The organism is Lentzea atacamensis (assembly GCF_003269295.1).
Taxonomy (GTDB): domain Bacteria; phylum Actinomycetota; class Actinomycetes; order Mycobacteriales; family Pseudonocardiaceae; genus Lentzea; species Lentzea atacamensis.
Window position 1 is genome coordinate 526,676 of the sequence record NZ_QLTT01000003.1, and the last position, 26,304, is coordinate 552,979.

Below are 26,304 nucleotides of genomic sequence, written 5' to 3' on the forward strand. Positions count from 1 at the left end.
GACGAATCCCCGGACACAGTTCAGGAGCAACGCATGCACAGCCCTGTCACGATCATCGGCGCCGGTCTCGGCGGCCTCACCCTCGCGCGAGTGCTGCACGTCCACGGCATCCCGGCCGTGGTGTACGAGGCGGAACCGTCCCCCTCGGTGCGGGCGCAGGGCGGGATGCTCGACATCCGCGACTACAACGGCCAGCTCGCGGTGATCGCGGCGGGCCTGATGGACGAGTTCCGCGGCCTCGTGCTGGAGGGCCGCCAGGCGATGCGCATCGTCGGCAGCGACGGCACGATCCTGTTCGACAAGGCCGACGACGGCACCGGCGGTCGCCCGGAGATCCAGCGCGGTGACCTGCGGCAGATGCTGCTCGACTCGCTTCCGGACGGCACGGTCCGGTGGGGCCACAAGGTCAGCAGCGCGCGCACGGTTGTCGAAGGTGTGCACGAGGTGACCTTCACGAACGGCACCACCGTCGCAACGAACCTGCTGGTCGGCGCGGATGGTGCGTGGTCACGAATCCGGCCGCTGCTGACGGACGCCACACCCGAGTACGCGGGCATTTCGTTCGTCGAGACCTATCTGTTCGAGTCGGAGACCCGGCATCCGGCCGCGGCCAAGGTCGTCGGCGGCGGGATGATGATCCCCCCCCGCGAAAGGCAGGGGGATCATCGCGCATCGGGAGAGCGGCGACACCCTGCACGTCTACGTGGAGCTCACCGAGCCGCTGGCTGGTTCGCCGCCATCGACGCCGCGAAGATCGCCGGGGAGTTCGACGGCTGGGCACCGGAACTCCTCGCGCTGATCACCGACAGCGACACCGGCCTGATCTGGCGTCCCCACTACACGCTGCCGGCGGGGCACCGGTGGGACCGGGTCGCAGGGGTGACGTTGCTCGGCGACGCCGCCCACCTCAAGGCACCCGACGGCGAAGGCGCCAACCTCGCGATGCTGGACGGCGCGGAACTGGGGCAGGCCCTCGCCGCGCACTCCGGTGACGTCGAGACCGCACTCGCCGAGTACGAACAGGCCATGTTCACCCGCGTGGAGACGCCGACGGACGACGCCGTGGTGCTCGAGACCCTGTTCGGTGACGACACGCCGCACGCCCTGATCGAGATGTTCACCGAGCAGGAGCGCTGATCACCTCAGCCCCGGTGGCCTCGTCTGCACGAGTCCGTTCATGTGCGCGTAGGCGACGGCGTGCACCCGATCGCGCAGCCCCAGCTTCGACAGCACGCGGGACACATGGGTCTTCACGGTCTCGTCGCCGACGTGCAGCTCGGCGGCGATCTCGGCGTTGCTGTAGGCCGCCGCGATGAGGTGCAGGACCTCGCGCTCGCGTGCGGTGAGGAGCTCGAGCTCCGGTGGCGTCGGCGGAGGGGCGAGGCTGACGGCGAACCGCGCGATGAGGCGCTGCGTCACGGACGGGTCGATCAGCGCGTCGCCGCGGGCGGCCACGCGGACGGCGGAGATCAGTTCCTCCGGTGGCAGGGACTTCAGCAGGAAGCCGCTGGCACCGGCGTTCAGCGCGCGGTAGACGTACTCGTCGGTGTCGTAGGTCGTCAGCAGCAAAACCTTCGTGCGGTTCGCGGGGTTGGCGAGGATCATCTCGGTGGCGCCCAGGCCGTCCAGCTTGGGCATGCGGATGTCGAGCACCGCGACGTCGGGGCGCAGCCTCGCCACCTCGGTCACGGCCGCCCTGCCGTCGGCGACCTCGGCCACGCACCGGAGGTCGGGCTGCGTGTCGAAGATCGCGCGCAGGCCGGAACGCAGCATCGCGTGGTCGTCGGCGAGCAGCACCGTCAAGGTCATGACGCCTCCAGCGGGAACGTGACGACGGTGCGCCAGGTCCGGCCGTCCGGTTCGAGGCCGGACCGGGTCGTGCCGTCGAACATGCCCGCGCGGTTGCGGATCCCGACCAGGCCGCGGCGGACCCCGTGGTGGCCGTTGCCCGATCCCGTCGCGTTCGAGGAGCTGATCGTGAGCGAGTCCGGCGCGTAGTCCAGCGTCACGGTCACGCCGGACGAGTCGCCGTGCCGCAGGGCGTTCGTCAGCATCTCCTGGATGATCCGGTAGACCGTGATGTCCAACGACTCCGGCACGTCGCGTTGTGGTCCACGCACCTCGAGACGCGCTGGTGTGCCCGCCGCGCGCACGCGGTCGAGGAGCTCGTCGAGGTCGTCCAGTCCCGGTTGCCGCGCGCCGGGAGACCGGTCGCCGTGCAGCAGGTCGAGCAGGTGCCGCAGGTCCACCATCGCCGCGCGGCTGGAGGTCTCGACCGATCGCAGCGACGTCGCGAGGCTGGTGTTGCCGTCGGGCAGGCCGAGCCTGGCGGCTCCCGCGTGCATGCCGATCGCGCTCACGTGGTGCACGATCACGTCGTGCAGGTCGCGGGCGATCGCGCTGCGTTCCTCGGTGATCGCCTTGGCTACCGCCGCCTTCGCGTCGGCCTGCTCCATCGCCGAGCGCTTCTCCAGTTCGGCGAGGTAGGCGCGGCGGGCGGTGGTGTACCGGCCGACGAGCCACGGCAGCACCGCGATCTTCGCCACCACGAGCGATCCCAGCGTCGGGCCGCCGCCCATCGCGAGCACGCAGACGATCGCGCTCGCCGCGAGCACGCCGAGCGACGCGTACGCCGGTCTGCCGCGCAACCAGGCTCCCGCGCGGTAGCCGGCGATGAGCAGGCCGGCCTCGTTGGCGTACACCCGGTCGCCCATGGTGAACAGGATGATCACCGGCACCGCCGCGTGCACCGCCGCGACCCAGCCGGACAGCTTGGCGGGACCGGCGAGCATCGCGTTCACCGCCAGGGTGATCGCGAGCGCGATGCCGGTCTGCCACGGCGTGGCGGCGGAGAGCAGCACGAAACCGCCGTCCGCGACCATGCACGTGGCCGCGACCAGCCACGACTGGCTCCGCAGGGACAGCTTGATCGGGTACATCGCCTGAGATCTTGCCCCATCCCGCCCCTGAGAACGTCCTGCTTCGCAGGGGTCGGGCGTCCCCCGCGCGGGGGACGCGGTTTCCGCCGCGACAGTGACGCTTTCCACCGGCCGTGATCGATACGTTCGGTCGCGATGAAGCGAACTGTTGCGATCCTGCTGCTCGCGCTGGGGGCGGTCCTCGGAGCCTCGGCCTCGGCGTCGGCTGACGGCGCCCAGGCCGGCGGCGACATCCACGTCGCGCAGACGCTGGGCGGCCGCGATCTCACGGTGATCATCCGGCGGGTCGCGGAGGTGCCCGGCCCGGTTCACGTCGACGTGGTGACGCACGCCGGTTCGCCGCCGGGGGAGATCACGCTGACCGCGCGCGCCGCCGGTGCCGCGACCAGCACCACCAAGGTGGTTCTCGGTGCCGTGCCCGGCTTCCACTCGGGAGTCGTGCACGTCGACCGGCCCGGCCCGTGGGAGCTGGCGGTCGACGAGGCGACCATTCCGTTCGTCGTTCCGGCGCTCGTGTCGTCGCCGTGGGAGAACGCCACGTACGGTGGGTTCATTGCGGCGGGCGTGTTGTTGTTGGTGGCGCTGCTGTTCGCCGTGTTCGGCAAGCCGGGTCTCGCGCTCGTGCCCACCGCGGGCATGGTGGCCGCGATCGCCGTCGGGGTCACGGCGGCGTTGCTGTCGCCCAGCATTCCGCCGGTCGCGGCGCCGGGAACGCAGCTGGACCCGACGTACGACAACATCAACGATCCGTACCGGCGAACGTCCGTGACGGACTTCTCGCGACCGCCGGTGAACCTGGTGCCGAGCATGAACGGCGAGGACCTCGTCCTCAGCCTGACCGACGGGTCCTCCGGCCGGCCCGTGGACGACCTGCTGGTGCACGACAGCGCGTTCATCCACCTCGTCGTCGTGTCGCCGGCCGGAACTCTCCGCCACCTGCACCCGATCCGGACGGCACCGGGCGAGTACCGCGCCCGGCTGCACGCTCCGGAACAGGGCACCCACGCGATCGCCGCGGAGATCGCCCGGCGCGGCGGGGGAGTGCAGCTGCTGCGGTCGAGCATCGACGTCTCCGGGACGTCAGCCGCTCGCCCGCACGACGGAAAAGCCGATCTGGCAACGGAAGTCAGGGAAGCCGGCCGGCCGAGCACGATCAAGGCCCGCTTCGGCGAACGCGATCTGCAGCCGTGGCTGGGCATGCTCGGGCACATGATCGTGGTCGGCCCGATCTCCGGTGGCGGCCCGGTGAACGCGCCGATCTGGGCACACGTGCACTCGATGATCCCGCCGACACCGGGCATGCCCGACCAGCCGGACGAGAGCGTCGCCGCGTACGGCCCGGACGTGCCGTTCACCTACTCGTTCCCGTTGCCGGGCAAGTACCTCGTGTGGATTCAGGTCGAACGGGACTACGAGATCGTCACCGTGCCCGCGGTCGTCGACGTCCCCGCGGCGAAGGGGGTCTCCGAGAAGTGAAGCGCTACCTGCTGGGCGCCTCGGCCGTGGCGATCGCCGTGGCGGGCGCGCTGTTCGTGCTCTGGCCGCGCAGCGTCGAGGCACAGCCGCACCTCGCCGAGAGCGGGCAGCTCCGGTTCGTGCTCACCCCCGCCAGTACGAAGAGCGGCGTCAACTCGTTCGACCTGCGGATCACCGATCGCGCGGGAAACCCCGCGCAGGGCGCGGAAGTGGTGGTCGAACCGGCGATGCCGCAGATGGGCCACACGATCGCGCCGATCACCGCGGGACCGTCGGAACCCGGTCACTACCAGGTCGGCAACGTCGAGCTGTTCATGGCCGGGCAATGGGAAATCACCGTGTCACTCGGGGCGGAGCGGGTGGTCATCCCGCTGCTGCTCACCTGAAGGGGGAGGATCATCAGTGGACATCACGGCGGTGGCACCGTCGACCAGGACAGTCCCGAAAGGACTGGTCCCGGCGAGTCTGGTGCTCGGCGGCACACTCCTGTCACTCGTCGGCCTGACGTGGGACATCCAATGGCATTCCGACGTGGGGCCGGACACGTTCTTCACGATGCCGCACCTGTTCCTGTACGCGGGCAGCGCGCTCTCCGGTCTCGCGAGCCTGGTGGTCGTGCTGATGACGACCGCGGACGCCAAACGCGACAGGACGGTCGATCCGATCGTCGGCGGCCGCGCGGTCGGTGTCTTCGGCCGGACGTTCGCCGCACCGGTCGGCTACCTGATCTCCGGCACAGGCGCGGCGCTGTTCCTGGTGTACGGCCTGTGGGACCAGTGGTGGCACGGCCTGTACGGCTTCGACGCCGTGATCGACTCACCCCCGCACATCGGGCTGCTGCTGTCGATCTCGATCACGATGGTCGGCGCGGTCATGATCTTCGCGGTGGCACGTGACCAGCGCTGGGGAACCTGCGGCACCATCGCGGCCGCCGCGGTCCTGCTGGTGTTCAGCATGGTGACCGCGATCGGCCTGCGCGCGGTGCCCGGCGCACTCGCCAACCCGGTCTCCGTGGGCACGGCGTCCCTCTCGGTGATGATCCTGTTCATGGCGTCCCACGCGCTGAGCCGGCGTGGCGGCGCTCTCGCCGTCGGCGTCGCGGTGGCCGTGCTGCAAGCCGTGTTCTGGTGGTTCTCGCCGTGGGCGGCCGAGGTCTACGCGGACGCCACCGGCCTGCCGCTGCGCGACTACACCGACGGCATCCCCGACCTGCCCAACATGATCCCGATGTGCCTGGTCATCGTCGCGGTGGCCGTGGAACTGCTGCACAAGGTGCCCGCGTGGATCCCCGGCGCGCTCGGCGGCGCGATCATCGCGGCGTGCGTGCCGCTCCAGCGCGTCCTCGTGTACGGCGGCACGTTCCCGGTCAACGCCCGGTACCTCACCACCATCGTCCTCGCCGCCGCGTTCGGTGCCGGTGCCGCGGTGCTCGGCAGGCGGTTCGGCCAGATGCTGCGCCACCTCGCACCCGTGAAGGAAGACCGCCATGCGTAGGACACTGTTCGCCCTCCTGGGCACCGCCGCCCTGCTGCTCGGCCTCGCCGGCCCGTCGCTCGCCTTCGAACCGGTGAACGTCGTCCACACCGAGAAGGTGCAGGCGGGGCCGTACAACCTGACCGTCGGCTTCAGCACGTGGCCCGTGAAAGCCATGCAGTCGCTGGACTTCACGTTCGTGCCGGAGGACGGCATCGCGGACAAGAAGGGCACCCTGACCATGGTCTGGGGCGGCGAGCTGATGGACGACTCCCCGCTCGCGCGTCACCCTCGCAAGCGCGAGGTCTGGGGACTGGACATCTACGCCCTGCCCGCGCCCGGCGAGTGGACCCTCCGCTTCGACCTCGACGGCCCGGCCGGTCCAGCGACCGGTGAGCTGAAGAACCTGAAGGTGATGGAGCAGCCGGGTCCGCCGATGGGACTGTCCTGGGCCATCAGCACCATCCCGCTGTTCGGGCTGATCGCGTTCATCGTGGTCGCGTGGAGGCGGACCCGTCACGCAGACAGGTGAGTGTCGACGATCGTCTCGCGAACGTTGTCGAACTTTTTCAATCAAGAGTCAACATTGTCAAGTGGCCCGGCGTCCGTCATGCTCTCCGCCGTCACTGTCGCGGCGAGCTATGACGGGCGTGGGATCGGGCGGTATGAACTCAACAGGATCGAACATCGCGGCTGATGCGTTCCGACGGCTGCACGGCGCTGCTCCGGCGGGCGTCTGGTCGGCGCCCGGTCGCGTCAATCTCATCGGCGAGCACACCGACTACAACGACGGGTTCGTGCTGCCGTTCGCGATTCCGCACCGGACGTGGGTGGCGGCGTCGCCGCGCGAGGACGGCGTGATCACGCTCGCTTCGGTGCAGGACGGTCAGGTGGAGGTGGCGGAACCCGTGCGCCTCGCCGAGCTCGAACCGGGAACCGTGCAGGGGTGGGTGGCCTACCCGGCCGGGGTGGCATGGGTGTTGCGGCAGCAGGGCGTCGGCGGTGGCGCCGATCTGGTGGTCGCGGGGGATGTGCCGCGGGGTGCCGGGCTGTCGTCCTCGCACTCGCTGGAGGTTGCGACCGCGTTGGCGCTGCTGGGGTTGAGCGGCGCGGATCCGTCCAGAAGCGACATCGCGAAGTGGGTGCAGCAGGCGGAGAACGACTTCGTGGGCGCGCCGACCGGGTTGCTCGACCAGACGGCGTCGCTGTGTTGCACGGACGCCCATGTGCTGTTCCTGGACGTGCGGTCCGGCAGGCAGGAGCAGGTGCCGTTCGACGCCGGCGCACACGGCCTGGAGGTGCTGGTGATCGACACGCGGGTGAGTCACTCGCTGGTCGAGTCCGGGTACGGCGAACGCCGCCGTGGTTGTGAGCGTGCCGCGGACGTGCTCGGCGTCGCTTCGTTGCGGGATGCGGCCGGGGAGGAAGGGCTGCCGGACGAGCTGCGGCCGCTCGCCAGGCACGTGATCACGGAGAACGAGCGCGTGCTGAAGACCGTCGAGCTGTTGAAGCAGGAGCGGTACGCGGAGATCGGGCCGTTGCTGAGCGCGTCGCACGCGAGCTTGCGGGACGACTACCGGGTGTCCTGCGTCGAGCTGGACGTGGCCGCGGAAGCTGCGGAGAAGGCGGGCGCGCTCGGTGCGCGGATGATCGGTGGCGGCTTCGGCGGATCGGCGATCGCGTTGGTGCCACGGGAACTCCGCGAGCGCGTGGAGACGGGCGTGGCGGAAGCCTTTGCCGCGCACGGCTTCGGCTCGCCGCGGATGTTCGCCGCGGTGCCGTCGGCCGGAGCTGGCCGGGACGTGTAGGTGTCGCAGGTCACGACGGGCGGACTGCGCCAAGCGTACGCATTTGCTGGCGCTGGGTGATCACGACCGTGCATAGTGTCCACAGGAGAATGGGGACTCCAAGGGGGCATTGAATGCACATCAAATCCTTGTCTTGTCGTGCGCTCGTCACGGTCGTCGCGACGACCGTCGTGACCGCGCTGCTCGCACCCGTCGCGTCCGCTGCCGCGGACTGCACGTGGCAGCGGGAGAGCCTGCCGATCCTGGACGGCATGAGCTGGAGCAACATCCGGACCACCGGCGTGGACGGCCAGGGCAACGTCAGCGGGTTCTACTCGCCGGGCGGCGACGATCGCGTGCTGGCGCGGTGGACCACGTCCCGTGTGGAGATCGTGCCGAAGCCGGAAGGCGTCGCGAAGTTCGTCACCAGGACCGGCAACGCCTCGGGCGTGGTCGGCGCCATCGCGGACCGTTCCGACGGCACCTCCGTGGCGATGACCCACACGCCCGGTTCCGGCTACCGCGAGCTGCCCACCCCGGCCGGGTACCGGGTCTGGGGAGTAGAGGACATCAACAACAGGGGCGACGTGGTCGGCCGGGTGCTCCCGGCCGGCTCCCACGAGTGGGGTGCCGTGTTGTGGCGTGCCGACGGCAGTGCGCCGGAGGTCATCATGCCGGCCGGGGCGCGCAGCGTGACGCCCGTCGCCCTCGGGGAGGACGGCACCGTCCTGATCGACTCGATGGACGGGAACTTCCTGTGGCGCAACGGTGCCCTCACCAAGTTGCCCGAGGTGCACTACTCGCTGAACCCGCGCGGGCTGACCCGTGACGGCGTGATCTTCAGCAGCTATGAAGAGTCGTGGAAGTGGACCGAGGCGACCGGCGCGCTCGAGAAGTTCGCCGTCAACGGTTACGTCGAGGCGGTCAACGACAGCGGGCTCGCCGTCGGCTACCTCGACGACGGGAACTACACCCCGGTCCTGTGGCAGGGCACCGAGCTCGTCACCCGGCTGCCGCTGTCCGCCGGTACCTACGGTTCCGCGGGCGATGCGGTCAGTGACAGCGGTTTCGTCGCCGGGGTCGACGCGACGTTGCCGGTTCGCTGGGCCTGCCGCTGACCCTCACCGAGGCACGAGCACGATCCGCCCACGCGTGGCGCCTTCGGACTGACGGCGCCACGCGTCGGCGACATCGGCCAGCGGCACGACCTCGTGGTCGACGCTGAGCGCTCCCCGTGCCGCCAGGTGGGCGATGGTGGAAATGGCCTCCGATCGCTGCTGCGGGCTGAGTTCGTTGTTCGTGTAGCCGGACAACCGCAACGACCGGCTGCGCAGGACGGACGACGTGATCGGGCACGTCTCGCCGGCGGAGCCGCCCAGGTTCACCCACCTTCCACCGGGGCGCAGTGCCTGCGCGGCAGCGGCGGCGGGAGGTCCGAAGAGCGGGTCGAGGACGAGGTCGGCGTCCGGTGCGGCCTCGCGGAACTGCCCGGCGAGGTCGTCGGCGTCCAGGGCGATCACGGCGTCGGCACCCGCTCGTTTCGCGCGTTCGCGACCCGCTTCCGACCGCGCGGCAGCGACCACGCGTCCGGCACCCGCTGCGCGGGCGAGCTGGATCGCGGCCTGCCCGACCGCTCCGCAGCCGAGCACGATGACGCACTCACCCGGTGAGAGCTCGCCACGCCACGTCAGCGCCATGTGCGCGGCGACGGCGGAGAGCCCGAGCGCGGCCATCACCACCGGCGGCACGTCCTCCGGCAGGAAGACCAGATCCTCCTGCCGTGCCAACGCCTTCTCCGCCATGCTGCCGTCGCCCGCGGCCATCCCCGCGACGGTGGGGAACCACACCGCGCGCCCGCCGACCGTCCCGATTCCCTGCACGCCGGGAACGTAGGGTGTCGCGGGGGAGCCGAAGCACGAGGTTCCCGTGGCGCACAACAGGTCCAGCGGGGTGATCGGGGCGGCGACCACGTCCAGGACGACGTGATCGTCGAGAACGGGCGGCTCGTCCCTGCCGGTCACCACCGGCGGCCGGCCGAGCTGATCTACGACCGCGGCGCGCATGGCTGCAACACGAAGTCGTAGCGTGCTTCCAGCCACGGCACCTCGCACGTGCCGCCGTCCGGAGCGGGACCCGGCTCGCGCGGCTCGAACGCGACGACCAGCTCCTGCTTCGTGCCGAACACGACGTCGCTGTCGAGGTACTCCGCGCCTTCCTCGAACAGATGCGTGATCAGCGGCTCGTGCCCGTCGGCCGTGACGAGGAAGTGGACGTGCGCCGGCCGGAAGTGGCTGATCTCCGTCTGGCCGATCAGCGCGCCGACCGGGCCGTCCATCGGGATCGAGTACCCCTTCGGCGCGATCGTGCGGACGCAGTACGTGCCGTCCGGCCTGGTCCGGTACTTCGCGCGCAGCCGTGCCTCGTCGACGTCGGGCAGCTGGGCCTCGTAGGCACCGTCGGCGTCGGCCTGCCAGACGTCGAGCACCGCGCCGACCGGGGCGCCGTCGAGCGAACGGACGGTTCCGGTGATGTAGAGCGGAGTTCCGGCGACGTCGTCGGACATGTCGCCGCCGAAGCCGAGCTCGGGGGAGCCCTCGATGTGGAACGGGCCGAGCACCGTCGCCGGTGTCGCGGCCGGGTCGAAGCGGTGGTTCATCTGCACGACCAGCATGCTCAGCCCGAGCACGTCGGAGGCGAGGATGAACTCCTCGCGCTTGTCGTCGCTGATCTGCCCGGTCGCGGTGAGCCACCTGACCGCGGCCATCCACTCGTCCTCGGTGAGCCTGACCTCGCGGGCGAAGTCGTGCAGGTGCCGGACGAGCGCGGTGATGAGCTGCGCGGTGCGGGGGTCCTTCGCGGTGGCCCAGCGCTGCTCCGCCAGTGCGGTGATGTTGTCCTCGGTGACCAGCTGCATTGCTCATTCCTCCAACGGCGCGACGGACCGCGTGTTCGAGTCCACGGACAGGAAGATCCGGTTGGCGACGGGGTGCCGCAGCTCCTCGGCGAGCTGGCCGATCAACCCGGCGGTGCGGGCGAGCAACGCGAAGCCGCGCAACAGCTCCAGCGGCAGGCCCAGATCCGCCAGCACGGCGCCGCACGTGCCGGCGCCGTTGAGCGGCAGGGTCTTCCCGAGCACCTGCGGGTGGACCCTGCCGATCGCGGCGAAGAGCGACAGGTGCGGGCCGGTCAGTCCTTCCTCCGCCGCGATCTGGAACAGGCGCGGTGTGCGTGGATCGCCGTTCTTGTGCACGTGGTGACCGAGGCCGGGGATTCGGGCTTTCCCCTGTGCCCGCACGGTTTCCAGCGCGAGCGCGTCCCAGCCGGCGTCGTCCTCCGGCAGCTGTGCGGAACTGACGACGTCGTGCAGGAACCGGCCGCAGTCCTCGGTGACGCCGAGGAACCGGGAGCCGCCGCCGAGCAGCCCGGCCGCGAGCGCGCCCTGCACCGAGTCGGGCGCGGAGAGGTAGGTGAGGCGGCTGACGATCGCGGTCGGCGTGAACCCGTGGTCGGCGAGTGCGGCCAGCACGGCCTCGAACAGCCGTGTCTCGCCCGCGCTGGGCCTGCGCTGGGTGGCCAGCCAGAACGCGAGCTCGCCGAACCCGACGGTGCCCATCACGTCGTTCGCCAGGTCCTGTCCCAGCAGCGTGATCGTGTCGTGAGTCGACGCGCCGAGCGCGGTCTCGTAGTGATCAGCCACGGTCCTCCTTCAGCCAGGCACGCAGTTCGTCGCCGTGCTCGTCCAGCTCGGGCGGCGGCAGTTTGTACACGGCGGGTGTCTCCGAGAACCGGATGGGATGCCGGGTCGTCGGCACGTCCCCGACCACGACGACAGGATCCAGCCCGAACCGCTCGGCCATGGCGAACCCGCCGTCGATCGTGTTGATCGGCCCGCACGGCACGCCCGCCGCGACGAGCAGGTCGAACCACTCGACGGCAGCGCGGGTGCGCAGCCGCTCGAGGAGGATCGGCCGGAGTTCCTCGCGGTTGCGGGTGCGGTCGGCGTTGCGCGCGAACCGCGGGTCGTCCGGAACCTCCGGCAGTCCGAGCACCTCGCACAGCCTGCGGAACTGGCCGTCGTTCGCGGCCGCGACGATCAGGTCGTTGTCCGCGGTGGGCAGCGGCTCGTAGGGGAACACGCTGGGGTGCGCGTTGCCCATCCGGAACGGCACGACGCCGCCCGCGACGAACGCCGAGCTGTGGTTCACCAGTCCCGTCAACGCCGACGACAGCAGGTTCACCTCCACCAGCTGGCCCTGGCCGGTGGCGTCACGGTGCCGCAGCGCCGCGAGAATGCCGATCACCGCGTGGTTGCCGGCCATGACGTCGAACACCGAGATGCCCGCGCGGTAGGGCGGCCCGTCCGGGTCGCCCGTGAGGCTCATCAGGCCGGAGATCGCCTGCACCATCAGGTCGTAGCCGGGCACGTGCCGGCCGTCGCCAGAGCCGAAGCCCGTGATGGACGCGTAGATCACGCGCGGGTTCGCCGCGCTGACGCTGGGGTGGTCGAGGCCGTACTTGGCGAGGCCACCCGGTTTGAAGTTCTCGATCAGCACGTCCGCGCGCCGGGCCAGCTCGCGGCCCAGCTCGGCGTCGGCCTCGTCGCGCAGATCGAGCGCTATGGACCGCTTGCCGCGGTTGATGCCGAGGTAGTAGGTCGAGACGTCGTCGCGCACGGGCGGCATCCACGTGCGCGTCTCGTCTCCTTGCGGGCCTTCGACCTTGATGACCTCCGCGCCCATGTCGGCCAGCAGCATGGTCGCGTACGGTCCCGCGAGCACGCGGGAGAAGTCGGCGACGAGCAGTCCTTCGAGTGGTCCCCCGGGCATCAGACGGATGTCCTGGTGTCGCCGCGGTACTCCGTGTACGTGTAGGGGTTGTCCAGCACCTTCGCGGTGGGGATGTCCGGGTTCATGCCCTTCTCCCACGCCTCCTCGCCGAGCTGCGCGCGCAGGTGCTCGACGGTCTGCTCGACCGCCGCGCGGATGGCTTTGAGGTCGACGCCGATCAGCCGGTGGTCGCGCTTGACGATCCGCCCGTCGACGATCACCGTGTCCACATCGGACCGTTGCGCCTGGAACGCCACGTGGCCGTAGGGGTTGAGCACCGGGAACATGGCGGGTGAGTTGTCGTTGCGCAGCAGGACGATGTCGGCCTTCTTGCCGGTTTCGATGCTGCCGAGGTCGTCACGCCCCAACGCTTTCGCGCCGCCCATGGTCGCCCACTCGACGACGTGCTCGGCCCGCAGCGACGAGTGCGTGACCGTCTCGTTCTTGGCGTGTGCCGCCATGTGTTCTCTTGCCCGGTCGGCGCCCAGAGTGCTGCGCATGGCGGAGAACAGGTCACCGCTCCACCACACCGAGGTGTCCATCGACAGCGACACCGGGATGCCGTGGGCGCGGATCGCCCAGGTGGGCGGGTAACCCTGGCCCGCGCTCTGCTCGCTCTCGGTCGACACGGAGATGGAGCCACCGGTCGCGGCGATGCGGTGGTAGGAGTCGGCGGACAGCGTCGCGGCGTGCACGTAGATCGACTGCGGCGTCATGAAGCCGTTGTCGTGCATCAACCGGATGCCGTCGTCGTTCGTCGCGCCCCACACGCCCGCGTGGGTGGTGACGGGCACGCCCAGTTCACGGGCGACCTCGAACGCGGGCTTCTCCGGGAACGCGGGGTCGCCGGTGACGTCGAACGCGAGCTGGAAGCCGAGCATGTCGTCGTTCGTGATGCGGCGGTTCACGAAGTCGCGGAACTCGGGCTTGGCGGTCCAGTTCGCCGGGCTGTCCTGGATGTTGCCGTAGGCGAGCACGAACCGTCCGGGTACCTGCTGCAGCGCGTCGACGGCCGCGTCCGCGTGGTCGGTCGTCTGCAGCCCGTGCGACCAGTCGACCGTCGTGGTGACGCCGGCGTCGAGTGCCTCGGCGGCACCGAGGATGTTCCCCGCGTAGACGTCCTCCGGCCGGAAGACCTTGCCCCACTCGAGGTAGTACCAGACGAAGTACTGCGTGAGCGTCCAGTCGGCGCCGTACCCGCGCATCGCGGTCTGCCACAGGTGCCGGTGCGTGTCGATCATGCCCGGCAGGACGATGCCGCCGGTGGCGTCGACCTCCTCGGTGCCCGGTGGCACCTCCAGCCGCGGCCCGATCGCGGCGATCCGGTCGCCGACCACCAGCACGTCGTGGTCGGTGAGGATCCTCTTCTGGCCGTCCATGGTGAGGACCGTGCCGTTTCTCAGGACAACAGGACGTCGTTCGCCGACCATCGGGGACCTCCTCGACCGGCATGCGGACAGGTGTCCGTTGAATCCTCAACCTTCACCGGTCGGGCGTCAACCCCGCTCAGGCGACGACGATGTGCGGCACCGTGGCGAGCCGCGCGAAGTCGGCGCTGATGTCGCCGGCGGTCTGCAACAGCAGCGGCAGGTGGTGCTCGACCATGTGCTCGACCGACGTCTCGGACGCGTGGCAGTTGACGTTGATCCCGGCGATGACCGTGCCGTTCCCGTCCCGCAACGGCGCCGCGACCGACCGGATCCCCGGCGCGAGCTGCTGGTCGGTCAACGCCCACCCGCGCGCCCGCACGTCCCTGAGCTCCGCGTCCCGCTCGGCCGCGCCGGGTTGCCACCGCGGCGTGAGCCCGGACCGCGTCGGCTGGGCGAGCACCGCTTCGAGCTCTTCCTGCGGCAGCGCGGCGAGCTGCACCTTGCCCAGCGACGTCGGCAGCGCCGGGAACTTGGTCCCGATCTGCACGGACAGCGTGACGATCTTCGGCACCGCCACCCGCGCCACGTACACGATGTCCGACCCGTCGAGCTGGGCGATCGACACCGACTCGTTGGTCCGCGCCCCCAGCCGTTCCATGTGCGGCCGCGCGACCTCCCACAACCCGGTCGACCGCACGTAGGCGACGCCGAGCTCGAGCACCCGCGGCGTGAGCGCGAACCCGTTCTCGCACTGCCGCGCGTACCCGAGCTCGATGAGCGTGAGCAGGATCCGCCGCGCGGTCGGCCGCGCGAGCCCGGTGGCCGCCGCGACCTCGCTGAGCGGCATCACCGGGCGCAGGGGCTGGAACGCGCGGATCACGTCCAGGCCGCGGGCGAGCGCCTCGATGAAGTCGGGGCCGGTGTCGGGTCGCGCGGGCATAGCGCCAGCGTAGCGGACACTTGTCCGCTGATCGGCTCAAGACCTGCTGATCAGCTGCGTCGAACCTGACCGCTAGCTCTCGAACCGGCCGTGCCTGCCCTCTCCAGCGGTGAACCGGGCAGCACCGGACGCGCCTTCGCGTGCCACGATCGGCACCCCGCCCACGCCCTCGGCCCGCAGCGCCTCCACCAGCGGCAGGTCGAGCCCGGCGTAGGTGGACGCCCGGTCCGCGAGCACGCACTCGAACGGGAACCCGGCGATCTGCTCGGCCAGCTCGATCGCGGCCGGCACCGCCTGCCCCGGCTCGACCACCCGGTTGGCCAGCCCGATCGCCAGCGCCTCGCCGGCGGGCACCGGACGTCCGGTGAGGATCAGGTCCAGCGCCCGGCCCAGCCCCACGATCCTGGGCAGGCGCACGGTGCCGCCGTCGATCAGCGGCACTCCCCAGCGCCGGCAGAACACGCCGAACACCGCGTCGCTCTCGGCCACCCGCAGGTCGGCGAGCAGGGCCAGTTCCAGCCCGCCCGCGACCGCGTGGCCGCTGACGGCCGCGATCAGCGGTTTGCTCAGCTGCAGCCTGGTCGGACCCATCGGTCCCGCGCCGTCGGGGTCGAGGTCGTTGCGGCGCGCGGGATCGTTGACGGAGGTCAGATCGGCGCCCGCGCAGAACGTGCCGCCCGCGCCCGCGAGCACCGCCACGCGCTGGGTCTCGTCCGCCTCGAACGCCAGGAAGGCGTCGCGGAGCCGGCGGGCCATCGGGCCGTCCACCGCGTTGCGCCGGTCAGGGCGGTTCATCCAGATCACCGTGGTGGTGCCCGTCGTCTCGACCCGCACGTCGTCCATCCGCGCCTCCTCGGCGAAGTCCGGCTGGTCAGCGTCCCGTCAGGCCGACCGCCAGCGTCAGCTCCAGAACCCGTTGCGGCGAACCGAGATCGGGAAACAGCTCACGCAGCTGCGACATCCGGTACCGCACCGTCTGAGGGTGCACGAACAACGCCGTCGCCACCTCCTCCCGCCGCCCGTGATGCAGCAACCACGCCCGCAACGTCTCCTCCAGCCGGCGAGCGGTGCTCGCCGACAACGTGCGGAGCGGTGCGAGCGCGCGGGCTCGGAGGTCCGCGTACGCGTCGGGGTCGGCGCTCAGCACCAGCTCTGGCAGGTGGTCCTCAGTGTCCCGGATGTCGGGGGAGAGGGAGCGCGCGCGTACGGCTCGTGCGTAGGAGGCAGACGCACGGGTCCATGGGTGCGCCGGGCCGACGACGGCGTTGCGGCCGGTCAGCTGGCGTAGCAGGTGTGCGCGGTCGGCGTCGGGCACCAGCAGCACGCCGAGGGCGTCCGGCAGGTCGTCGAGGACCAGGGTGCTGGGATCGAGCGAGCGGTACGCGGGGCGAGCCTGGGCGGCGGGCAGCAGAACGGCGGTCAGCGACGTGGGCGGTTGCCAGCCGGCTCGCTGGGCGGCGGCGAGCAGGACGTCGGCGCCCGCGCCCGCCAGGAGGTCGCGGGCCAGCTGTTCCAGGTGACGCTCGTGGGCCAGGCCTCGTGCGGCCAGCTCGTCGGCGTGGCCCGCGGCGCTGGCGGCGGAGAGCTCGTCGATGTAGGCGAAGGTCAGCTCGGCGAACTTCGCCACCTCCTCGGCCGGGAGGCCCGCCGAGACCGCGCCCGCTGCCAGGCCGCGCCACGCCACGCGCGCGCCGACGCGGTAGGCACTCAGCAGGGCGTCCATCGAGCGGCCGTCGCGGACCTCGCCGCGGCCCAGCTCGTAGGCCGCGTCGCCCGCGTCGACACCGGTCGCCAGGCCGCCCGCGAGGTCGAGGTAGTGTCCGAGCGCCGTGCGGACGGCGCGGCGGATGGTGCCGCCCATGCGTCCGGTCAGCGCGTTGGCGTAGCTCGGGACCTCGTCGATGATGGCCTGGACGACCTCGTCGGCGGTGGTCTTCAAGGCGGCCCTGAGCGCCATGACCGTCGTCTCATCCAGGGCCAGTTCGGTGGCCCTCCGCATTGCATGACTCACGATTTGTTCCCTGCGAACAATCCAGCCGGGCAGATTCACGTCCTGCGGACAGGACTTTACGCCCTGAGGCGCATCAAGCTGGAGTCATGACGAGTGCCGCCCTCCGCAGCAGGGCGTGGAAACTGCTGGAACTGGTCACGACGCCGCTACTGCCGTCGGACTACCTCGACCTGGTCAGCCCGCTGCGTGCGGGCGCTGACCTGCGCGGACGCATCGAGGCCGTGCACAAGGAGACCGCCGACGCCGCGACCATCGTGATCCGGCCCGGACGGGGCTGGCGTGGCCACACGGCCGGTCAGTACATCCGGATCGGTGTCGACGTCGACGGGGTGCGCCTGTGGCGTGCCTACTCGGTGACATCGCCCTCGAACCGGACGGACGGCCGCATCACCATCACGGTGAAGGCCATCCCGGACGGCAAGGTCAGCAACCACCTGGTCCGCAAGGTCAAGCCGGGCACGGTGATCCAGCTCGACCAGGCCTGCGGCGAGTTCGTCCTGCCGAAGACCAAGCCCGCCAAGGTGCTCTACCTGACGGCGGGAAGCGGCATCACGCCCGTGATGGGCATGCTGCGCGACACCGAGCTGGCCGACGCCGTCATGGTCCACTCCGCGCCGCGCCAGGAAGACGTGATCTTCCGCAACGACCTGCACGACCTCGTCGCGGACGAGAAGCTGCGGCTCGTCGAGCTGCACACCGACACGCACGGCATGCTCGACGTCGCCCGCCTCCACGAGCTGGTGCCCGACTGGGCCGAGCGCGAGACCTGGGCCTGCGGGCCCACCGGCCTGCTCGACGCGGCCGAACAGCACTGGGCCGAGCACGACCTGGCCGACCGGCTGCACACCGAACGCTTCCGCCCCAGCGTCGTCGTGGCGGGCGACGGTGGCGAGGTCACGTTCAGCACCACGGGCAAGACCGTCGACGCCGACGGCGCCACGCCGTTGCTGGACGTCGGCGAGGAGGCCGGCGTGCTGATGCCGTCCGGCTGCCGCATGGGCATCTGCTTCGGCTGCGTCACGCCTCTCAGGGCGGGCGCCGTCCGCGACCTGCGCACCGGCGAGATCACCGAGGCCGAGCCGGGCGTCCTCATCCAGACCTGTGTGTCCGCCGCGGCGGGCCCCTGCGACATCGAACGCTAGCCCCGCGCGGGCACCCTCCACCCCTCGACTCCCCCCGCGAAAGCGAGCTACATGAGCGCCATCGACCCCACCGCCCACCTGACCGCCGAGCAGATCGAGGAGCTCGGCCGCGAGCTCGACGCGATCCGCGACGAGGTGATGTCCAGCCGTGGTGAGAAGGACGCCGCCTACATCCGCAAGGTCATCTCGGTGCAGCGCAAGCTGGAGCTGGCCAGCAGGGGCGTGCTGCTGTTCTCGATCTTCCCGCCCGCGTGGCTGGTCGGCACCGCCGGCCTGTCCGTGGCGAAGATCCTGGAGAACATGGAGATCGGCCACAACGTCCTGCACGGCCAGTGGGACTGGATGCGCGACCCGAAGATCCACTCCACCACCTGGGAGTGGGACCACGTCTCGCCCGCCGAGCAGTGGAAGCACTCGCACAACGAGCTGCACCACACGTACACCAACGTGATCGGCAAGGACAACGACCTCGGCTACGGCATCATGCGCGTCGACGAGGACCAGAAGTGGCACCCGATGCACCTCGGCCAGCCGCTGTGGAACTTCATCAACGCGTGCTTCTTCGAGTACGGCATCGCCGCGTACGACCTGGAGCTCGGCAAGAACCTGCACAAGCGCCGCCGCAAGAACCCCGAGTTCCGCGCGCGGGCCAGGGCGGTCGGCCGCAAGATCCGCGGTCAGGTGCTCAAGGACTACGTGATCCACCCGCTGCTGTCCGGGCCGTCGTTCCTCACGACGCTCGCCGCGACGTTCACCGCGAACCTCGTCCGCAACCTGTGGTCGCACTCGGTGATCATGTGCGGTCACTTCCCAGAGGGCGTGCAGGTCTTCGAGCGCCGCTCGATCAAGGGCGAGACGCGCGGCCAGTGGTACCTGCGCCAGATGATGGGTTCGGCGAACATCAGCGGCAGCAAGCTGATGCACATCATGACCGGCAACCTGTCGCACCAGATCGAGCACCACCTGTTCCCGGACCTGCCGAGCAACCGCTACGCCGAGGTCGCGGTGAAGGTGCGTGCGCTGTTCGAGAAGTACGAGCTGGAGTACGTCACCGGCTCGATGCCCAAGCAGGTCTTCTCCGCGTGGCACAAGGTCTTCCGGCTCTCGCTGCCGAACAAGAAGCCGAAGACGAAGACCCCCGCCCGCGACAAGGAGCTCGTCGCCGCCTGAAACCGGTAATTGTTCAGACCTTTCGGCCGTACCGGTGACATCGCCGGATTCGGTGAGATCCGTTCGAGGGGCCCGATTCTCTACCCCTGCTGCTGGACCGGGCCCTCCAAACGGAGGATCTCATGCGAAGGGTCAACCTCTGGTCAACCCGGAACTGACCGACTCACGCCGGCTCGTCTAAGTGACGCCACCGCTCACCCGGCCCGCCCGCCTGTCCGGCGAGGTCCGCGTCACGGCCCCCGGGTCGCCTCGAACCGCCCCACGACCCCGCTCACCGCGCTGCTCGTGGACTACGGCCCGAGCATGCAGGCCGTGCTCACCGACCGCTCGCCACTGCAGCTGTCCACGGAAACCTGCACCCGCACGGACCTGCGTGAGCGCACCGGCTGCGCCCGCCCGCCGGCCGTCTCCGTGCAGGCGGTCACCGCGACGATGCTGACCCGCGGCGCGATCGACGCGAAGAACCGCGAGTCGCTGGAGTCGTCGACTCCCTTGCCCGCCAACGCGACTGCGGACGTCACCTGGCGGTCACGCCAGGGACGTGGTCATCCCGGCCGGGCACCGCATCGGCGTCGTGATCGTGACCAACCACGGTGGCTACGTCAACCAGGACACCGGGGCCAACGGGATCGCGCTGCAGGTGTCGCTCGGTGCCAGCAAGGTCGTGCTGCCGATCGTCGGGGGAGCGGTGATCACCTGACCGTTGCCGGCCGTTCTGGGGCGCCTCAACGCGACTCGTTGAGGCGCTCCACGGGCCGGTCGGCGCGGCTGCGGGAGAACCGCAGCTCGTCGTCCTCAACAGGCAGGCGCCGCAACAGCTTCACGTCGCTGAAGTAGCTCATCGAGGTGAGCCACGGCGCCCGCTCGCCCTGGCGCGGCAGCTGGTCCAGGACGCGCCTGACGTATCCCGCGCCGAAGTCCAGGAACGGGCGGGTCGGCGCATCGGGATCGGCCACCACGGGGCGAGCGGTGTCGTGGCCGTGCTCGTCCATGTGCGCGAGCAACCGGCAGAAGTGCTCGCACAGCAGGCCGACCTTGAGCGTCCACGACGAGTTCGTGTAGCCGATGGCGTAGGCGAAGTTCGGCACGCCGGACAGCATCATCCCCTTGTACGCCAAGGTGTCCGGCAGGTTCACCAGCTCGCCGTCGACGGTCAGGGTCATTCCGCCGAACGCCTGGACGTTGAGGCCGGTCGCGGTGATGACGATGTCGGCTTCCAGCGTGCGGCCGGACTCCAGCAGCACGCCCGTCTCGGTGAACTTGGTGATCCGGTCCGTCACGACGGATGCTTTGCCGCTGCGGATCGCGGTGAACAGGTCGCCGTCCGGGACCACGCACAGCCTCTGGTCCCAGGGGTTGTACGGCGGGTTGAAGTGTTCGTCGACCGGATAGCCCTCGGGCAGCAGCCTGGCGTTGAACCGCCGGATCAGCCGCCGCGCCGCGTTCGGGAACCTCCGCGAGAAACGCCAGGTCAGTTGCTGCTGCAGGATGTTCTTGCGGCGCGTGATCGCGAACGCGCGCTCGGGGCTCAGCAGCTTGCGCAGCGCGTTGCCGATCGGATCGCGGGCCGGCACCGGCAGCACGTACGTCGGGGTGCGCTGAAGCATGGTCACATGGCCGGCGGCCGGGGCCATGGCGGGCACGATCGTCACCGCGGTCGCGCCGCTGCCGATCACGAGCACGCGCTTGCCCGCGTAGTCGAGATCCTCCGGCCAGTGCTGCGGGTGGATCAGCTGACCGCGGAAGCGTTCCCTGCCCTCGAAGTGCGGTGTGAAGCCCTCGTCGTAGCGGAAGTAGCCGCCCGCGCAGAACAGCCACGAGCACGTCAGCGTCTCGCGTTCACCGTCCTTCTCGACCTCCACCGTCCAGTGCGCGTCCGGCGACGACCACTCGGCGGCGATCACCCTGGTGTGGAACCGGACGGCACGGTCGATGCCGTGTTCCTCCGCCGTCTCGCGCAGGTAGGCGAGGATCTTGTCCGCACCGGCGATCGAGTCCTCGTCGCGCCACGGCTTGAACTCGTAGCCGAACGTGTGCAGGTCCGAGTCCGACCGGATGCCGGGGTAGCGGAACAGGTCCCACGTGCCGCCGATCGCCCCGCGCGCCTCGAGGATCGCGTACGTCTTCCGCGGGTGCTCGCGCTGCAGGTAGTACGCGGCGCCGAGGCCGGAGATCCCGGCGCCGACGATGAGGACGTCGAGGTCAGCCATGTGTTCATGGTGACCGGGGTGACGCCGGTCACGAAAGCGCGAAGTGCACCTGTTCACCAGTTCTGTGGTGCAATCTGCACCATGTCGTGGGAGCGTCCGTCACCGCGCGTGCGTGAGCTCATCCGGCGCGGCGCGGAGATCGCGCTGGATCCGCCCGCCGAGTGGCTGGCCGAGCTGGACACCGCGACACTGTCCGGCCCGAACCGCCAGCAGGTCGCCGAGGATCCCGTGCTCGCCGCCGCGCTGAAGCGCACGAACCGGTCGAACCTGCTGGGCTGGGCGTCGGCCAACATCCGGGCGCCGGGGGAACGCGTGCCGGCGGACCTGGGGGAGGCGCCGCTGGCGTTCGCGCGCGACCTGATCCGGCGCGGGCTCGACGAGTCGGCGCTCGACGCCTACCGCTCCGGACAGGGCGTCGCACTGCGGCTGTGGATGCAGATCGCGTTCTCGCTGACGTCCGACCACGAGGAGCTGCGCGAGCTGATCGACGTGTCGTGCCGGTCGATCTCGGCGTTCGTCGACGACACCGTGGCCGCGGTCTCGGCGCAGATGGCGCGCGAGCGCGAGGAGCTCACACGCGGCACGCACGCCGAACGCCTGGAGACGGTGACGCTGCTGCTCGACGGCGCGCCGATCACCGTGTCCCGTGCTGAGCAACGCCTCGGCTATCGGCTCTCCGGGGACCACACGGCGGCGATCGTGTGGAGCGACGACGCGTTGGGCGACCTCGACCGCGTGGCCGACGTGCTCGCGACGGCCGCCGGAGATCCGCGTCCGCTGACCGTGCTGGCCAGCGCCGCCACCCGGTGGGTGTGGGTGCACGGCACGCCGGACGACGCTGTGCTCCGCGCCGGCGTCGCGCGATTCCCCGCCGCACGGGTGGCGCTGGGATCGAGCGGTTCCGGCGCGGACGGGTTCCGGCGCAGCCACCTCGACGCGCTCACGGTCCAGCGCATGGTCGCGAGGCTCGCGTCACCGCAACAGCTCGCGACGCACGAGGAGGTGGAGCTCGTCGCGCTGCTCACCACGGACGCCGAGCGAGCCGACCGGTTCGTCAGGCGCACCCTCGGCCCGCTCGCGACGGCCGATCCGGAGGTGATCGAAGCCGTGCGGGCGTTCATCGCCGCGAGCTGCAACGCGACGACGGCGGCGGCACGGCTCTACACGCACCGCAACACCCTGCTGCGCCGGCTGGCGCGGGCGTCCAAGCTGTTGCCGCGGCCGCTGGAGCACAACCTGGTGCACGTCGGCGCCGCTCTGGAGGTACATCGGTGGCGCGCACAGTGACGCAGCTGACGAGCAGGAATGCCCGTGCGCCCTGTTGCGTTCCGCAGGACATGAAGAAGATCGGGTTCCTGTCGTTCGGTCACTGGTCGGACAGCCCGCACTCGCAGACGAGGTCCGCCTCGGACACGCTGCTGCAATCCATCGACCTGGCGGTGGCCGCGGAGGAACTGGGCGCGGACGGCGCCTACTTCCGGGTGCACCACTTCGCCCAGCAGCTCGCGTCGCCGTTCCCGCTGCTCGCGGCGATCGGCGCGAAGACGGAGAGCATCGAGATCGGTACCGGTGTGATCGACATGCGGTACGAGAACCCGATGTACATGGCCGAGGACGCCGGCGCCGCCGACCTCATCGCGGGCGGCAGGCTGCAGCTCGGCATCTCCAGGGGATCGCCCGAGCAGGTCATCGACGGGTGGAGGCACTTCGGCTACCAGCCCGCGGAGGGGGAGACCGACGCCGACATGGCCCGCAGGCACTCCGAGGTGTTCCTGAAGCTGCTGGAGGGCAAGGGTTTCGCTCGGCCCAATCCGCGGCCGATGTTCCCGAACCCTCCCGGCCTGCTGCGGCTCGAGCCGCACTCGCCGGGCCTGCGCGACCGGATCTGGTGGGGCGCGGGTTCCAACGGCACCGCCGTGCAGGCGGCCGAGCAGGGCATGAACCTGATGAGCTCGACCCTGAAGTTCGACGAGGGCGGGGCGCCCTTCCACGTGCAGCAGGCCGAGCAGATCCGGGCGTTCCGCAAGGCCTGGACGGAGGCCGGCCATCCGCGCGAGCCGCGGGTCTCGGTGTCGCGCAGCATCTTCGCGATCACCACCGACCTCGACGACGCCTACTTCGGCGGTGAGGGCGAGAGCACCGACCAGGTCGGCTTCATCGACGGCCCGAACAGGGCGATCTTCGGGCGCTCGTACGCCGCCGAACCCGAGGTGCTGGTCGAGCAGCTGGCAGGGGACGAGGCGATCGCCGAAGCCGACACGCTGCTGCTCACCGTGCCCAACCAGCTGGGCGCCGACTACTGCGCGCACGTCATCGAGAACATCCTCGTGCACGTCGCGCCGGCGCTCGGCTGGCGCTGACCGGCGAGCCCGGCCGGCGCCAGCGCTTCACGGCGGAGAACCGGGTCAACGAGCTGCCGCGAACCCCCGCGGTGACCGGCAGCTCGGCGAACGCCTCACGCAGTTCACCCGGCCTGATCATGGTCGCGGTGCCGAGCCCGAGCAGCTCGACCGGCCGGGTGCGCACGATGTCGTAGCCGACGAACCGGCCGCCGGGCCGCAGCACGCGCACGACCTCGGCCAGCGCCGTCCGCCAGTCGCCGACGTGGTGCAGCATCCCGCAGGACGGCACCACGTCGAACCGGCCGTCCTCGAACGGCAACGCCGTGGCGTCGGCCTGCCGCGCGGTCGCCCGTGCGCCGAACGGTGCAAGGACTCGCTGAGCGGACTCGACCATCCGCGGGTCGAAGTCGGTCACCACGGCGGTGAGGTCGCCGTGGCGGGCGAGCAGCTCGGCGGACATGGCGCCGCTACCCGCGCCGTCTCCAGCAGGGATCCGGCGGGCCGCAACCGGCCCAGCACCCACGGCAGCACGATCCGGCGCGCGGCCAGCCGGTGGACGCCGCTGATGCTGACGGACCGCAGGACGTTCGACATCGAGGCCATGGCTCACTCCGGAGGTCGGTTGTAGGACTCCTTGCGGGTTCAGCGAGCAGCGGACCAGACTCCGGCCAAGGGATCAGTAGGGGCCCACGATCCGGTACTTGGGCCACAGCTCGGTCCACGGTGCCCGCAGACCGCGGCACACCGCGACGGACCGGCCCTGCTCCCTGGTCTCCAGCCCGTACCCGTTGTCGATGCGCGCCACCACCGAGCACTCGCGGAAGTCACGCGTCAGCCGTTCGTCGTCGACGGCCACCGTGATCACCACGTCCGCCGTCTCTGGCGGCGGACCCCACGAGTACAGCTCGTTGTGTCCGCTGTAGACCCGAGGGAGCGGGCGGTCGTCGTGCAGCCAGTGCAGCGCGCCCGCTTCGCCGAAGTTCTGCGCCAGCACCACGGCGCGTGATCGCTCGTCGGCCGGCAGCTCGGCGTAGGCGTCGGTGACCTGCCCGACCAGCCGGGGCCAGCCGATGGTCTCGGTGGTCAGGCTGGTCGTCGGGTACTGCGCGTACATCCGTTCCGGCACCACCGGCAGGGTCATCACCACCTGGCCCAAGGCGAACAGCGACAGCACCGGCACCGCCACGGGCAAACGCACCGGGTGCTGGGCCAGCCATCCGTCCGCGACCACGCATCCCGCGGCGACGAGCGGTACCAGGTAGCCCTCGGTGTAGTCGATGCCGCTCGGTGCGACGACGAGCACCAGTGCCGTGCCGACGAGGTAGGCCACGGCCAGGGTCCGCGCCGGCCGCCAGCCCTGGCGGCGCAGCAGGCTGACCAGGCCCGCCAGCAGGATCGGGGCCACCGCCGGCCCGATCAGGACTGCCACGTCGAAGGGGAACAGCGCCGCGTCCGACCACTGGCCCTCAGCCAGCGATCGCGCCATGACGAGCTGCGGCCAGCCGTTGACCGCCTGGTAGACCAGGTTCGGCGCGCCGATCACCAGGGTCAGCCCGGCACCGGCCCACAGCCAGCGGCTGCGCAGCTCCCGGCGCGGCCCCACCAGCACCAGCGCGACCAGCAGTGTCAGCGGCAGCAGGAGCACGACGTACTTGGCGTACGTCGCCACCCCGCACGTGACGCCGGCGGCCAGCCACCACCGGCCGTCCCCGCGCAGCAGTGCCCGCAGCGCGAACAGCGCCACCGCGCACCAGGCGACCAGGTCCGGGCTGTTGGTCAGCAGGAAGTGCCCGATGGTGAGCACGGTGACCGACGTGGCCACTGCCGCTGCCGCGAACACCTGTGCGCGTCGCCCGCCGCCCAGCTCCGCGGCGGTCAGTGCGGCGAGCACCACGACCGCCACGCCGCACAGCACGGCCGGGAGCCGGATGCCCCAGATCGTGTCGCCCAGCAGCAACGCACCCGCCTTCGCGAGCAGTGGTGCCAGCGGTGGCTGGTCGAAGTAGCCCCAGCGCGGCACGTCACCCAGCAGCCGGAAGTACAGCTCGTCGGCCGAGAGCCCGTAGTTCGCGGCTACCGCGAACATCAGGGCCGCGTAGAGCGCCGCGACCACTGCCACCGGACGCCGGGCCAGCGGCACGGCCACACCGGTCCGCGTTGCCATGCCCTCCGCTGTCAACACCAACGCTGCTCCCCCTCCTGGGTCGCGGACGATCGACCGAGGCCGGCCTCGTCCGCAACACGAACGTCACGCCGCACAGGTGTGGTGATCCCAGGTCGCCGGCAACTGGCCGATCACGTTGTTCCGGGACACCGCATTTGGCGATGCTATCGACATGATCGGCTCGGCTTATTGCTCCGATCGGCAGCAATCATCCCCAGTTGCGGCATTCACGACTGGACGATTGATAGCCGATGGAAAGATCGGCGGTCGGCTTGTAGCACATCGCGGAGGTGTGCCGCGGGGAGTTGACCGTCGAATGCTGAGCGGAAGTCTCGGAAACGAAAGATGAACCGGAGGGGTCGCCAATAGCGCACTCCGGGCAGAAATGTGGCGCGTTGGCGCGACTTGGTCAGCACGGTGGCGCGGATACGCCCAAAGGCTGGCCGACTCGCGC

26 protein-coding genes and 1 pseudogene are annotated in these 26,304 nt (G+C 70.6%); 12 read left to right on the forward strand and 15 right to left on the reverse strand.

Features of this window, described 5'->3' with window-relative positions:
* The first annotated feature begins 33 nt into the window (after positions 1–33).
* A pseudogene (locus C8D87_RS16910) lies at positions 34–1,137 on the forward strand (FAD-dependent oxidoreductase).
* On the opposite strand, the gene C8D87_RS16915 reads toward C8D87_RS16910, so the two are convergent.
* Both C8D87_RS16915 and C8D87_RS16920 read right to left on the reverse strand, forming a co-directional pair.
* The gene (locus C8D87_RS16915; RefSeq protein ID WP_109638251.1) at positions 1,138–1,809 is read right to left on the reverse strand and encodes a response regulator; all 672 of its coding nucleotides are present in this window, start codon (positions 1,807–1,809) and stop codon (positions 1,138–1,140) included.
* On the reverse strand, positions 1,806–2,939 hold the full coding sequence (locus C8D87_RS16920) for a sensor histidine kinase (protein WP_112227372.1): 1,134 nt from the start codon (positions 2,937–2,939) through the stop codon (positions 1,806–1,808). Before C8D87_RS16920 ends, C8D87_RS16915 begins: the two co-directional genes overlap by 4 nt.
* Before the next feature lie 135 nt (positions 2,940–3,074).
* On the opposite strand from C8D87_RS16920, the gene C8D87_RS16925 reads away from it, so the two are divergent.
* The 6 genes from C8D87_RS16925 to C8D87_RS16950 all read left to right on the forward strand — a co-directional run bounded on the left by C8D87_RS16925 (position 3,075) and on the right by C8D87_RS16950 (position 8,793).
* On the forward strand, positions 3,075–4,415 hold the full coding sequence (locus tag C8D87_RS16925; protein ID WP_112227373.1) for a hypothetical protein: 1,341 nt from the start codon (positions 3,075–3,077) through the stop codon (positions 4,413–4,415).
* Positions 4,412–4,801 carry a FixH family protein gene (locus tag C8D87_RS16930; protein WP_170166455.1) on the forward strand — a complete coding sequence of 130 codons (390 nt, stop codon included), beginning with the start codon at positions 4,412–4,414 and terminating at the stop codon, positions 4,799–4,801. The genes C8D87_RS16925 and C8D87_RS16930 overlap by 4 nt, the downstream gene beginning before the upstream one ends.
* A gap of 16 nt (positions 4,802–4,817) precedes the next feature.
* Entirely contained in the window at positions 4,818–5,909 is a 1,092-nt protein-coding gene (locus C8D87_RS16935) for a hypothetical protein (protein WP_112227375.1), read from the forward strand.
* A complete protein-coding gene (locus C8D87_RS16940) occupies positions 5,902–6,420 on the forward strand; it encodes a hypothetical protein (RefSeq protein WP_109638255.1) in 519 nt (172 codons plus the stop codon). The genes C8D87_RS16935 and C8D87_RS16940 overlap by 8 nt, the downstream gene beginning before the upstream one ends.
* Positions 6,421–6,553: 133 nt before the next feature.
* Positions 6,554–7,696 (forward strand): galactokinase, encoded by a 1,143-nt coding sequence (gene galK, locus C8D87_RS16945; protein WP_112227376.1) that lies wholly within the window; start codon positions 6,554–6,556, stop codon positions 7,694–7,696.
* Between the two features lie 113 nt (positions 7,697–7,809).
* Complete coding sequence (locus C8D87_RS16950; RefSeq protein WP_112227377.1) at positions 7,810–8,793, forward strand: hypothetical protein; 984 nt, start codon at positions 7,810–7,812, stop codon at positions 8,791–8,793.
* A 3-nt stretch (positions 8,794–8,796) separates the two neighbouring features.
* Here C8D87_RS16950 and C8D87_RS16955 read toward each other — a convergent pair whose 3' ends face one another.
* The 8 genes from C8D87_RS16955 to C8D87_RS16990 form a co-directional block, all read right to left on the reverse strand.
* The gene (locus C8D87_RS16955; RefSeq protein WP_112227378.1) at positions 8,797–9,738 is read right to left on the reverse strand and encodes a quinone oxidoreductase family protein; all 942 of its coding nucleotides are present in this window, start codon (positions 9,736–9,738) and stop codon (positions 8,797–8,799) included.
* Positions 9,720–10,589: a dioxygenase family protein gene (locus tag C8D87_RS16960; RefSeq protein ID WP_112227379.1), complete on the reverse strand. Its 870-nt coding sequence runs from the start codon at positions 10,587–10,589 to the stop codon at positions 9,720–9,722. Before C8D87_RS16960 ends, C8D87_RS16955 begins: the two co-directional genes overlap by 19 nt.
* Before the next feature lie 3 nt (positions 10,590–10,592).
* Complete coding sequence (locus C8D87_RS16965) at positions 10,593–11,372, reverse strand: citryl-CoA lyase (RefSeq protein WP_112227380.1); 780 nt, start codon at positions 11,370–11,372, stop codon at positions 10,593–10,595.
* Positions 11,365–12,501, reverse strand: a complete 1,137-nt coding sequence (locus tag C8D87_RS16970; RefSeq protein WP_112227381.1) for a CaiB/BaiF CoA transferase family protein — start codon at positions 12,499–12,501, stop codon at positions 11,365–11,367. Before C8D87_RS16970 ends, C8D87_RS16965 begins: the two co-directional genes overlap by 8 nt.
* A complete protein-coding gene (locus tag C8D87_RS16975) occupies positions 12,501–13,931 on the reverse strand; it encodes an amidohydrolase family protein (RefSeq protein ID WP_112227382.1) in 1,431 nt (476 codons plus the stop codon). Before C8D87_RS16975 ends, C8D87_RS16970 begins: the two co-directional genes overlap by 1 nt.
* Before the next feature lie 76 nt (positions 13,932–14,007).
* On the reverse strand, positions 14,008–14,811 hold the full coding sequence (locus C8D87_RS16980) for an IclR family transcriptional regulator domain-containing protein (RefSeq protein WP_112227383.1): 804 nt from the start codon (positions 14,809–14,811) through the stop codon (positions 14,008–14,010).
* Between the two features lie 72 nt (positions 14,812–14,883).
* Positions 14,884–15,654 carry a crotonase/enoyl-CoA hydratase family protein gene (locus C8D87_RS16985; protein ID WP_112227384.1) on the reverse strand — a complete coding sequence of 257 codons (771 nt, stop codon included), beginning with the start codon at positions 15,652–15,654 and terminating at the stop codon, positions 14,884–14,886.
* Between the two features lie 28 nt (positions 15,655–15,682).
* Positions 15,683–16,822, reverse strand: coding sequence for a PucR family transcriptional regulator (locus tag C8D87_RS16990; protein ID WP_112227385.1), 1,140 nt, complete (start codon positions 16,820–16,822; stop codon positions 15,683–15,685).
* 86 nt (positions 16,823–16,908) lie between these two features.
* Between C8D87_RS16990 and C8D87_RS16995 the strand changes: the two genes are divergently transcribed.
* Positions 16,909–17,964, forward strand: a complete 1,056-nt coding sequence (locus tag C8D87_RS16995) for a ferredoxin reductase (RefSeq protein WP_112227386.1) — start codon at positions 16,909–16,911, stop codon at positions 17,962–17,964.
* 51 nt (positions 17,965–18,015) lie between these two features.
* Complete coding sequence (locus tag C8D87_RS17000) at positions 18,016–19,134, forward strand: fatty acid desaturase family protein (protein WP_112227387.1); 1,119 nt, start codon at positions 18,016–18,018, stop codon at positions 19,132–19,134.
* A 290-nt stretch (positions 19,135–19,424) separates the two neighbouring features.
* On the opposite strand, the gene C8D87_RS17005 is transcribed toward C8D87_RS17000, so the two are convergent.
* The gene (locus C8D87_RS17005; RefSeq protein ID WP_112227388.1) at positions 19,425–19,655 is read right to left on the reverse strand and encodes a hypothetical protein; all 231 of its coding nucleotides are present in this window, start codon (positions 19,653–19,655) and stop codon (positions 19,425–19,427) included.
* 20 nt (positions 19,656–19,675) lie between these two features.
* Here C8D87_RS17005 and C8D87_RS45925 point away from each other — a divergent pair, with 20 nt between their 5' ends.
* Positions 19,676–19,834, forward strand: a complete 159-nt coding sequence (locus C8D87_RS45925) for a hypothetical protein (RefSeq protein ID WP_170166456.1) — start codon at positions 19,676–19,678, stop codon at positions 19,832–19,834.
* 25 nt (positions 19,835–19,859) lie between these two features.
* Here the strand turns inward: C8D87_RS45925 and C8D87_RS17010 are convergent, their stop codons facing one another.
* Complete coding sequence (locus C8D87_RS17010) at positions 19,860–21,344, reverse strand: flavin-containing monooxygenase (protein ID WP_112227389.1); 1,485 nt, start codon at positions 21,342–21,344, stop codon at positions 19,860–19,862.
* A gap of 81 nt (positions 21,345–21,425) precedes the next feature.
* On the opposite strand from C8D87_RS17010, the gene C8D87_RS17015 reads away from it, so the two are divergent.
* Together C8D87_RS17015 and C8D87_RS17020 are read left to right on the forward strand one after the other, a co-directional pair.
* Positions 21,426–22,631, forward strand: coding sequence for a PucR family transcriptional regulator (locus C8D87_RS17015; protein WP_112227711.1), 1,206 nt, complete (start codon positions 21,426–21,428; stop codon positions 22,629–22,631).
* 50 nt (positions 22,632–22,681) lie between these two features.
* Positions 22,682–23,704 carry an LLM class flavin-dependent oxidoreductase gene (locus C8D87_RS17020; protein ID WP_112227390.1) on the forward strand — a complete coding sequence of 341 codons (1,023 nt, stop codon included), beginning with the start codon at positions 22,682–22,684 and terminating at the stop codon, positions 23,702–23,704.
* On the opposite strand, the gene C8D87_RS17025 is transcribed toward C8D87_RS17020, so the two are convergent.
* From C8D87_RS17025 to C8D87_RS17035, 3 genes are all read right to left on the reverse strand, one after another.
* On the reverse strand, positions 23,655–24,146 hold the full coding sequence (locus C8D87_RS17025; protein ID WP_112227391.1) for a class I SAM-dependent methyltransferase: 492 nt from the start codon (positions 24,144–24,146) through the stop codon (positions 23,655–23,657). The genes C8D87_RS17020 and C8D87_RS17025 overlap by 50 nt on opposite strands.
* Positions 24,098–24,289, reverse strand: coding sequence for a hypothetical protein (locus tag C8D87_RS45125; protein ID WP_146771731.1), 192 nt, complete (start codon positions 24,287–24,289; stop codon positions 24,098–24,100). The genes C8D87_RS17025 and C8D87_RS45125 overlap by 49 nt, the downstream gene beginning before the upstream one ends.
* Before the next feature lie 73 nt (positions 24,290–24,362).
* Positions 24,363–25,868 (reverse strand): glycosyltransferase family 39 protein, encoded by a 1,506-nt coding sequence (locus tag C8D87_RS17035; protein ID WP_215732342.1) that lies wholly within the window; start codon positions 25,866–25,868, stop codon positions 24,363–24,365.
* Positions 25,869–26,304 lie beyond the last annotated feature (436 nt).

Bases quoted from the DNA above. Each gene is read 5' to 3' on its own strand.
- C8D87_RS16980 (WP_112227383.1), bottom strand. From the start codon at position 14,811: ATGCCCGCGCGACCCGACACCGGCCCCGACTTCATCGAGGCGCTCGCC.
- C8D87_RS16920 (WP_112227372.1), bottom strand. From the start codon at position 2,939: ATGTACCCGATCAAGCTGTCCCTGCGGAGCCAGTCGTGGCTGGTCGCG.
- C8D87_RS16985 (WP_112227384.1), bottom strand. From the start codon at position 15,654: ATGGACGACGTGCGGGTCGAGACGACGGGCACCACCACGGTGATCTGG.
- C8D87_RS17000 (WP_112227387.1), top strand. From the start codon at position 18,016: ATGAGCGCCATCGACCCCACCGCCCACCTGACCGCCGAGCAGATCGAG.
- C8D87_RS16995 (WP_112227386.1), top strand. From the start codon at position 16,909: ATGACGAGTGCCGCCCTCCGCAGCAGGGCGTGGAAACTGCTGGAACTG.
- C8D87_RS17015 (WP_112227711.1), top strand. From the start codon at position 21,426: ATGTCGTGGGAGCGTCCGTCACCGCGCGTGCGTGAGCTCATCCGGCGC.
- C8D87_RS17020 (WP_112227390.1), top strand. From the start codon at position 22,682: ATGAAGAAGATCGGGTTCCTGTCGTTCGGTCACTGGTCGGACAGCCCG.
- C8D87_RS17010 (WP_112227389.1), bottom strand. From the start codon at position 21,344: ATGGCTGACCTCGACGTCCTCATCGTCGGCGCCGGGATCTCCGGCCTC.
- C8D87_RS16970 (WP_112227381.1), bottom strand. From the start codon at position 12,501: ATGCCCGGGGGACCACTCGAAGGACTGCTCGTCGCCGACTTCTCCCGC.
- C8D87_RS16940 (WP_109638255.1), top strand. From the start codon at position 5,902: ATGCGTAGGACACTGTTCGCCCTCCTGGGCACCGCCGCCCTGCTGCTC.
- C8D87_RS45125 (WP_146771731.1), bottom strand. From the start codon at position 24,289: ATGGCCTCGATGTCGAACGTCCTGCGGTCCGTCAGCATCAGCGGCGTC.
- C8D87_RS16955 (WP_112227378.1), bottom strand. From the start codon at position 9,738: ATGCGCGCCGCGGTCGTAGATCAGCTCGGCCGGCCGCCGGTGGTGACC.
- C8D87_RS16975 (WP_112227382.1), bottom strand. From the start codon at position 13,931: ATGGTCGGCGAACGACGTCCTGTTGTCCTGAGAAACGGCACGGTCCTC.
- C8D87_RS16925 (WP_112227373.1), top strand. From the start codon at position 3,075: ATGAAGCGAACTGTTGCGATCCTGCTGCTCGCGCTGGGGGCGGTCCTC.
- C8D87_RS16960 (WP_112227379.1), bottom strand. From the start codon at position 10,589: ATGCAGCTGGTCACCGAGGACAACATCACCGCACTGGCGGAGCAGCGC.
- C8D87_RS16915 (WP_109638251.1), bottom strand. From the start codon at position 1,809: ATGACCTTGACGGTGCTGCTCGCCGACGACCACGCGATGCTGCGTTCC.
- galK (WP_112227376.1), top strand. From the start codon at position 6,554: ATGAACTCAACAGGATCGAACATCGCGGCTGATGCGTTCCGACGGCTG.
- C8D87_RS17025 (WP_112227391.1), bottom strand. From the start codon at position 24,146: ATGTCCGCCGAGCTGCTCGCCCGCCACGGCGACCTCACCGCCGTGGTG.
- C8D87_RS16950 (WP_112227377.1), top strand. From the start codon at position 7,810: ATGCACATCAAATCCTTGTCTTGTCGTGCGCTCGTCACGGTCGTCGCG.